The organism is Paenibacillus sp. SAF-068 (genome assembly GCF_051967555.1).
GTDB lineage: Bacteria > Bacillota > Bacilli > Paenibacillales > Paenibacillaceae > Paenibacillus.
Map to the genome: position 1 here is coordinate 158,108 of NZ_JBQCJX010000008.1, position 8,012 is coordinate 166,119.

At 45.3% G+C, this 8,012-nt stretch carries 7 protein-coding genes and 1 tRNA gene; all 8 read right to left on the reverse strand.

Annotation, left to right across the window (positions count from 1 at the left end; genetic code table 11):
* Complete coding sequence (locus ACTHPG_RS26435; protein WP_440392342.1) at positions 1 to 1,200, reverse strand: ATP phosphoribosyltransferase regulatory subunit; 1,200 nt, start codon at positions 1,198 to 1,200, stop codon at positions 1 to 3.
* 391 nt (positions 1,201 to 1,591) lie between these two features.
* Positions 1,592 to 2,134: an acyltransferase gene (locus ACTHPG_RS26440; protein ID WP_340965425.1), complete on the reverse strand. Its 543-nt coding sequence runs from the start codon at positions 2,132 to 2,134 to the stop codon at positions 1,592 to 1,594.
* The gene (gene ppaX, locus ACTHPG_RS26445; protein WP_440392343.1) at positions 2,131 to 2,787 is read right to left on the reverse strand and encodes a pyrophosphatase PpaX; all 657 of its coding nucleotides are present in this window, start codon (positions 2,785 to 2,787) and stop codon (positions 2,131 to 2,133) included. The genes ACTHPG_RS26440 and ppaX overlap by 4 nt, the downstream gene beginning before the upstream one ends.
* 6 nt (positions 2,788 to 2,793) lie before the next feature.
* Positions 2,794 to 3,819 carry a prolipoprotein diacylglyceryl transferase gene (lgt, locus tag ACTHPG_RS26450; RefSeq protein WP_440392344.1) on the reverse strand — a complete coding sequence of 342 codons (1,026 nt, stop codon included), beginning with the start codon at positions 3,817 to 3,819 and terminating at the stop codon, positions 2,794 to 2,796.
* Between the two features lie 119 nt (positions 3,820 to 3,938).
* Positions 3,939 to 4,877: an HPr(Ser) kinase/phosphatase gene (gene hprK / locus ACTHPG_RS26455; RefSeq protein WP_091011999.1), complete on the reverse strand. Its 939-nt coding sequence runs from the start codon at positions 4,875 to 4,877 to the stop codon at positions 3,939 to 3,941.
* A 418-nt stretch (positions 4,878 to 5,295) separates the two neighbouring features.
* A complete protein-coding gene (locus tag ACTHPG_RS26460) occupies positions 5,296 to 6,420 on the reverse strand; it encodes an ABC transporter ATP-binding protein (RefSeq protein WP_062837775.1) in 1,125 nt (374 codons plus the stop codon).
* A gap of 103 nt (positions 6,421 to 6,523) precedes the next feature.
* Positions 6,524 to 7,717 (reverse strand): PucR family transcriptional regulator, encoded by a 1,194-nt coding sequence (locus ACTHPG_RS26465; protein WP_440392345.1) that lies wholly within the window; start codon positions 7,715 to 7,717, stop codon positions 6,524 to 6,526.
* A gap of 143 nt (positions 7,718 to 7,860) precedes the next feature.
* Positions 7,861 to 7,933: transfer RNA gene (locus ACTHPG_RS26470), tRNA-Lys, on the reverse strand.
* Positions 7,934 to 8,012: the final 79 nt, after the last annotated feature.

An 8,012-nucleotide genomic window follows, 5' to 3' on the forward strand; every position in this document is an offset into this window, starting at 1 on the left:
TCAGCGACCTCCTTCATCAGATCCGTAAGTAATAACCTGTTCAGCCTGAACGGTTGTTGCGCCAGCAGATACAGTATTTGCCCCAACCCCGTCTTCAGGGAGAAGGAGTGTCACTACATTTTGTCCCATACTGCGCAATCTTGCTGCTTCTGTTAGAGCCTCGGCCCGACGTTTCGGGTTATATTGGATAATTACCGGTTTCTTCTCTTCAATGGTAATGCCGTGAACGCCATCAATAATCCGGTTTGTTTTCAGTGCAAACCCTGTAGCTGGCAACGAACGCCCGAATTGCTGTAACAGGTTGTCATACCGCCCGCCGCTACATACCGGAGACCCCAGTTCTGCTGCATATCCCTCAAACGTCATGCCCGTATAATAGGAGAAATCACCGATCATCGTCAGATCAATCAGCACATGTTCGGATACACCGTACGCCTCCAACACTTCGAATACTGCACACAGATGTGCAATTGACTGTGCTGCTTCAGCGCTTGAACTTAGTTCTACTGCATGTGTGCAGACTTCCTTGCCACCGCGCAGACGCAGGATCGCTTCAAGCTGTTCTTTTAACTTAGGCTCCAGATTCAATGCTTCAATGGACTGACGATAGCCCACATAATCACGTCCGAGCAGCCCTTCCTTCAATTGCTCCTGCTCAGCTGTCTGGCCTGGAATCACTTCCTCCAGTAATCCATTCAGGAACCCCATATGACCCATCGCTATTTTAAAAGAAGAAACGCCCGCTGCCTGCAAAGAGGCGATCGCTAACGCAACCACTTCTGCATCCGCTTCAGGTGAATCGTCTCCAACCAGCTCCACGCCTGTCTGGAAGAATTCAGCCTCACGCCCAGCTTCCTCTTCAATGGAACGGAATACATTCGCATGATAGGACAGACGCAGCGGTAACTGCTCATCTTTGAGCATGGATGAAACAACACGTGCAATGGGAGCCGTTAGGTCCGATCGGAGTACCAGTGTGGTCCCCCGGCTATTCAGCAATTTAAACAATTTGCGATCGGATGTAGAGCTTGCTACACCTACCGTGTCGTAATATTCAATCGTTGGTGTGATGATCTGACGGTAACCCCAGCGTTCCATACATTCCAATACATTCCGCTCAATCGTCCGTAGCTTGGATACTACATGTGGTGTATAGTCGCGAAATCCGGTCGGTTTTTCAAATCCTTTTGGTTTGGACATTGGTATTATTCACCCCGAGTCAGTAATTTAAGATTGGTGCTCGTTCTATTTCAACAGGATTTATGTAGGTGTAAATCCCCATTCTATCTTGTAACCCTGAATCACCGTATTGCTTCAGAAAGCCTTCAACTATTGGTTTAGTTCAACCTTTATCATGTTTAATTTCCCCAACAATACTTTCACATGGTAAAGTGCTAACAAACTAAAGGATATGGGATATGATAACATGAAATCCGCACTACCGTCAACAATGCCAAAGCTTGATAGTCCTAGGATAGGCATATCGTTTTGTATACACAACGTTACCTTCACCAATCTGTATTTATATACGAAAAAAGCTGCCATCAGCAGCTTTTTACTTCGACTCAGCTTCATTCATTACGTTATTGACTTAATGCACACTGCCCTGAGAAGAATCATCCGTATTAAAGACCGTCTCTTCCTTGGAAGCTGCGGCACGGGATAAATCACGGAGTGGATTACCTCCAACAAAAGCTCCTGGTGCAACATCCTTATGTACGACAGCCCCAGCGGCCACAACCGCTCCATCTCCTATGGTTACCCCAGGCAGAATCGTTGTATTGGCACCAATCAGTACATTTTCCCCGATAATCACCTCACCGAGCCTGTACTCCTTAATGAGATACTCATGAGCGAGAATCGTTGTGTTATAACCGATGACCGAGTTTTCGCCGACCGTTATTTTCTCCGGAAAAAAAACATCCACCATCACCATCAGGCCAAAGGCTGTGTGTTTGCCCACCTTCATACCGAGCATTCGGCGGTAAATCCAGTTCTTCACTGATAGGATCGGACAGTAGCGTGACAACTGGATCCAGATAAAATTACGAACGCCCTTCCACGGACTCACTGTCTTGTAGATATGCCAAAGTGCATTCTGGTCCTCTACCGGATAGCGGGTTACTTTTCTCATGAACGTCCCGTTTCAATACCAATGAGTTTTAACAAATCTCTCATATCATGCAGCATGTGATCGGGCCCATATCCACTTAGGATCGTTTCTCCTTTAAGAGACCATGCAACCCCTGCCGAGAGCGCGCCCGCATTCTGTGCCGATTGGATATCCACAGGACTATCACCTACCATCAGCGTTTTAGCAGGATCTGAACCCAGTTCCGCCATGGCTTTCAGTACAGGCTCGGCATGTGGCTTCGGATTCGTCACATCGGTCACTGTTACAATTGTCTTCATGTACTTCAGTAGGTCAAAACGCTCCAGTACCTTTAATGTAGATGGACGTATTTTGGTTGTCACCACACCCATCACGATACCAGCCTGATGCAGCGCCTCTACCACCTCAATAACGTGTGGAAAAGGTCTAACCATCGCTTCATGATGGATGTCATTATAGGCGCGATAACCTTTCACGTACTCGGAGACTTCCTCCTGGCCAGAAAAGGTACGCATTTGCTGCTCCAGTGTGCCACCCATATGCGGAATGATCTGCTCACGTGTCCATGGAGCTGAATGCTCCCATCCCCCCATGACATGCTGGAATGAGCTGATAATCAGTTCATTGGTATCAATAATGGTCCCGTCCAGATCGAACAATACCGTGTCAATCATGTTGCATTACTCCTTTTTATCATCAACTTGCTTCGGATCATCTTTGGCTGGAGGTGTTACCTTGCTCTCTTTGCCAGTGACTGTTCCCGTATGCTCCATATCATCTGAGGTAACTTTGGACGAAACAATTGGATCACTATAACGAACATCCGCTTTGCCTGTCACTCTCCGCACCACAATGAATACAACAGCAACAATAATGATGCCAATAGCGAGCAGTTGCGAGATTCTTACGTTGCCATAAGCAGGATCAAGATATCCTTGTTCGAAGCCCATCGCCGTCATTGGAGACCACAGCCCGTTCACTAATGAAGCAACCCATTGCGGAGCCTGGAAGCCCAGACTGTCCGTACGCAATGCCTCAATGAAGAACCGACCGATAGAGTACCAGATGAAATAAGACATGAACAGTTCACCTGAACGCAGAAACTTCTGGCGACGCAGAACCAGCAGCAAGATTAGACCCGCGAGACTCCATATCGACTCATACAAAAAAGCAGGATGATGGAATACGCCATCTACATTCATTTGATTCACAATAAAGTCCGGCAGATGAAGCTTGTCTCTCAAAAATGAATCTTCCACAGGACCGCCGTAGGCTTCCTGATTCACAAAGTTCCCCCAACGTCCGATCATCTGCCCAACAATCAGTCCAGGCGCACAAATATCGGCCATACGCCAGAAGTTATACCCTTTACGACGGAAGAAAATAACTGCACAGATGATTGCACCAATAAGGGCTCCATAGATGGCGATACCGCCATTCCATATTTTAAAGACATCCCAGAAATTATCCTTATAATCTTCCCACTTAAATGCGACATAGTAGATGCGGGCACCAATGATGGCAGAAGGCACGCCCAGCAGGACCATGTCCATGAATACTTCCTGTGGGATATTGTAGCGTTTGCCCTCCCGGATTACGAGCAGTAGTCCTATAAGCGCCGCGGCACCAAGAATAAGCCCGTACCAGTGAACCTTCAACGCTCCAATAGAGAACGCAATCGGGTTCAACAGTAATAATGTATCCATTCATTCACACTCCTATTTATTCGATCAATCGCACACATGCGAATGGTTGGCATGCCCTGCGTCTTAAGAGAGCAGTACATGTCAACCATCTATCTTCATTTCCTTGTATGAAATGTTTCTTAATCCATGTCTTCCATATCTTCCGAGATGGTTGCTGTCAGCTTGTTCGTGAATTGCAGCGCAGCATTAAGACCCATCTGTTTCAGTCGATAATTCATACCGGCTACTTCAATAATAACCGCCAAGTTCCGTCCCGGACGAACAGGAATCGTAACAAGTGGCACATCCGTATCAATGATGCGTGTAGTCTCTTCATCCAGACCCAGACGATCATATTGTTTATCCTGCTGCCATGCTTCCAGACGAACAACCAAGGTAATCCGTTTATTATTCCGGACCGCACCAGCTCCGAACAATGTCATGACGTTGATAATGCCGACACCTCGAATTTCGAGCAAGTGGCGAATCAATTCAGGTGCAGTACCGTGCAACTGAAAGTCTGACGTTTGGCGGATCTCTACCGCATCATCGGCAATCAGTCGGTGTCCACGCTTAACCAATTCAAGTGCTGTTTCACTCTTACCTATACCGCTACTACCTGTGATTAGCATACCTACGCCATAGACATCACAAAGTACACCGTGGATGGTCGCTGTTGGTGCTAATTTGCCCTCCAAAAATCCGGTGATCCGGCTGGACAAAATGGTTGTTGCCATATTACTGCGAAGTACAGCCAAATCCCGTTCTTCACTAATATCAATCAGTTCTTGCGGCACTTCAAGTCCGCGTGTCACTACGATACAAGGTGTCTCTTCCGTACAAAGACGTTGCATACGATCACGACGTTCTTGCTCCGGTAACATTGCAAAAAAGGCAAGCTCCGTTCTTCCAAGCAACTGTACGCGTTCTTGTGGATGGTATTCAAAATAACCGGCCATTTCCAGACCAGGACGGTTTAGATCATCTACCGTAATGACTCTTTTCAGTCCGTGAGATCCAGAAACAACCTCCAACTGAAACTGCTGCACCAATTCGGATACTTTCACTTTTTTCGCCATTTGTCTCTTCCTTTCAGCATTCGCTGTGCCTCTATGTACATCAGATCGGGTATCAGTTCTTTCCATTATTAGCGCATTCACAACATGGGGTACAGATGCATACCCTTCCAGCAGTCTATTCTCTCAAATATATGAAGACAGACCTTCAAATAATCTTAAATGAATTCGGGGATGAATGCAATCGCAGCCTCCGACAAGCATTATTAAGAAAAGTCTTCTGATCGACGTACGAGTATAAATGCCACAATCATGGTGTATCGGCTGCTTTTCTGCGATTATCAATATTTTTCAGCCTGCTGCAAACTTCTATATTAAAGTCTTAAAAAAGCCCCTTCCAGCAATAACGGAAGGGGCTCTCATTACAATGTATAATTGCATAACTGTCAGGTTCCATCGTTACCGAGGAATCCCAGCAATATTAGTCTTGAAGAAGTACGTTTACTTCAGTCTCTTTGTCAAAGATATGAACTTTGTTCATGTCGATGGCCATTTTAACTGTAGAACCATCACGAGTGTTAGAACGTCCGTCTACACGCGCGATTGTAGTATCGTTACCTACACCGCTCAAGTAGAGGAGCATTTCGTGACCGAGGTTCTCTGTTACATCTACGTGAGTAGAGAATACAGAGTTCGGGGATGCTTCCAGGAATACTGGCTCTTCGTGAATGTCTTCTGGACGAACACCCAGAATGACTTCTTTACCAATGTATCCTCTAGATTTCAACACTTGTGCTTTACCTTGCGGGATTTCAACGTCCACGCCTGGAGCTACGAAGTGCAGGTTAGCACCTTGCTCAGCCAATTTACCCGAGATAAAGTTCATTGTCGGGGAACCGATGAAACCAGCCACGAACAGGTTAGCCGGCAGGTTATACAACTCTTCCGGAGAAGCTGCTTGTTGGATGATACCATCCTTCATAACTACGATCCGATCACCCATCGTCATTGCTTCGATTTGGTCATGCGTTACGTAGATAACTGTTGTTTCCAAACGCTTAGCCAGTTTAGTGATTTCCGCACGCATCTGACCACGAAGTTTAGCATCCAAGTTGGAGAGAGGTTCATCCATCAAGAAGACTTGTGGATCACGGACAATCGCACGTCCTAGAGCGACACGCTGACGTTGACCACCGGACAATGCCTTAGGTTTACGCTCAAGCAAGTGCTCGATATCCAGGATTTTAGCTGCTTCACGTACACGTTTGTCGATCTCATCTTTTTTGACCTTACGCAATTTCAGACCAAACGCCATGTTTTGATATACGCTCATATGCGGATACAAGGCATAGGATTGGAATACCATCGCGATATCGCGGTCTTTAGGTGCAACATCATTAACGACACGGTCACCGATATAGAGTTTACCTTCAGAAATTTCCTCAAGGCCTGCGATCATACGCAGTGTTGTTGATTTACCACAACCGGACGGACCTACCAATACCAGAAATTCTTTATCTTTAATGTCCAGGTTAATGTCAACTACAGTTGCTTTATCAGAACCCGGGTATTTTTTGAAAATATGCTCTAAACGTACTCCAGCCATGATTGTTGCCTCCTCAGAGATCATTTTGTAATCGAATACAATTTGTATTTTTATATTACCCTATCTGCATGAGGTTTGACTATTCGCAAACTGCACAAAAATATCAATGCTTTTTCGTCACTTTGTACATAAGCAGCAAAAACTGCACTAGAACAGCACTTTCGAAGTGCCTTACATCGTAACCAATCTCCTGTTTGATCTTGTCCAGACGATAGACTAACGTATTGCGATGAATAAAAAGTCGTTTGGCTGTCTCGCTCACATTACAATCCAGGCTAAAAAAGGTCTCCAGCGTAGCAAGGGTCTCACTGTCATTGAAGATTAACGTATCTTTGCCTGTTTCCTGTATAAACCGTATCCGTTGCGTATCTGGAATACTCGCTACTAACCGTTCCAAATGCAGATCCCATGGGAGGTGAATATGCTGCGTAACATGGAATGCTCTCCCCAAGTGAACACTTTCTTTAAGAAGAGCTGTCACTGGTACTAGTTGTTGTGCGGGAATACATGGCAGGGAAGCAGACAGATGGAACACCCCAGCCCATTCACTGGCAACCAACTCATGCAACCCTAGACAAAAAGCGTTCAATGAATCCTTCTTGGCTTCCGTTGTATCTTCCTCGGCTTCTTCTGTTACAATTTCTTTATCGCCCATGAAAATCCATTCTTGCTCCCCTAAAGGAATCAAGACAATCTCCTCGCCGAAATAACTTTCAAGCAACTTGTTGAGTTCCTTGGACCGTAAACGATGTGCATCCGGTGTATCCCCTTGTAGCAAGAACAGAATCTTCTCCACATTTAATCCTGCAGGTACCACAAAGCGATCAGGGACCGCTTCAGATTCCTTCTTGGTTGGTTCTTCGATCTGCTCTTTAAGCCAGAGACCCAGTTCAGTCAAATATTGCTCCCTATCATTCTCATATACAACAGGCTGTGCCACATCGGATAGTCCCATGTTAGTACGGATCAAAAGCTCAATAAATCTTCGTCTCTCCTTAGTGATAGAGCCTGCAGAACATCCCCAACATACCACGGTCTCTTCTTTTTCATTCATTTGAACCTTAAAAAATATACGTTCTCCCGTATTCAAACTGATCACATCAGATGAAGTTGGAGATGTAGATTGTTCAGACATCTCCTGACTCTCTTCTTCGTCGCCAAAGGTATCTGAATTCTCATGAAGACCAGTCAGATTCGCAACGGACTGTGCCCACTCTTCTATAGTAATTTCATATTCATCCAAGGTTGTGCCTATAATGATTTCAATTTGCTGTTTTAAATCAGGTATGAGCTTCATATAATGAACGTCACCACTCTGCATGTTTTCTATTAGTTTATCATATCTTGCACAGCATTAATAAATATCCATATTCCGTAAAAATCACACAACAAAAAAGAGCGACTAATCAAATTAATGATTAATCACTCTTTTTCTAAAGATGAGTCATGAAGGGCTCGAACCTTCGACACCCTGATTAAAAGTCAGGTGCTCTACCAACTGAGCTAATGACTCATAAAACTGGTGGAGGATGATGGATTCGAACCACCGAACCCGTACGGGAGCAGATTTACAGTCTGATGCGTTTGGCCAC

Excerpts from the sequence above, each read along its gene's own strand:
- ACTHPG_RS26435 (WP_440392342.1), bottom strand. The coding sequence starts at position 1,200 with ATGTCCAAACCAAAAGGATTTGAAAAACCGACCGGATTTCGCGACTAT.
- ACTHPG_RS26460 (WP_062837775.1), bottom strand. The coding sequence starts at position 6,420 with ATGGCTGGAGTACGTTTAGAGCATATTTTCAAAAAATACCCGGGTTCT.
- ppaX (WP_440392343.1), bottom strand. The coding sequence starts at position 2,787 with ATGATTGACACGGTATTGTTCGATCTGGACGGGACCATTATTGATACC.
- ACTHPG_RS26465 (WP_440392345.1), bottom strand. The coding sequence starts at position 7,717 with ATGAAGCTCATACCTGATTTAAAACAGCAAATTGAAATCATTATAGGC.
- hprK (WP_091011999.1), bottom strand. The coding sequence starts at position 4,877 with ATGGCGAAAAAAGTGAAAGTATCCGAATTGGTGCAGCAGTTTCAGTTG.
- lgt (WP_440392344.1), bottom strand. The coding sequence starts at position 3,819 with ATGGATACATTATTACTGTTGAACCCGATTGCGTTCTCTATTGGAGCG.
- ACTHPG_RS26440 (WP_340965425.1), bottom strand. The coding sequence starts at position 2,134 with ATGAGAAAAGTAACCCGCTATCCGGTAGAGGACCAGAATGCACTTTGG.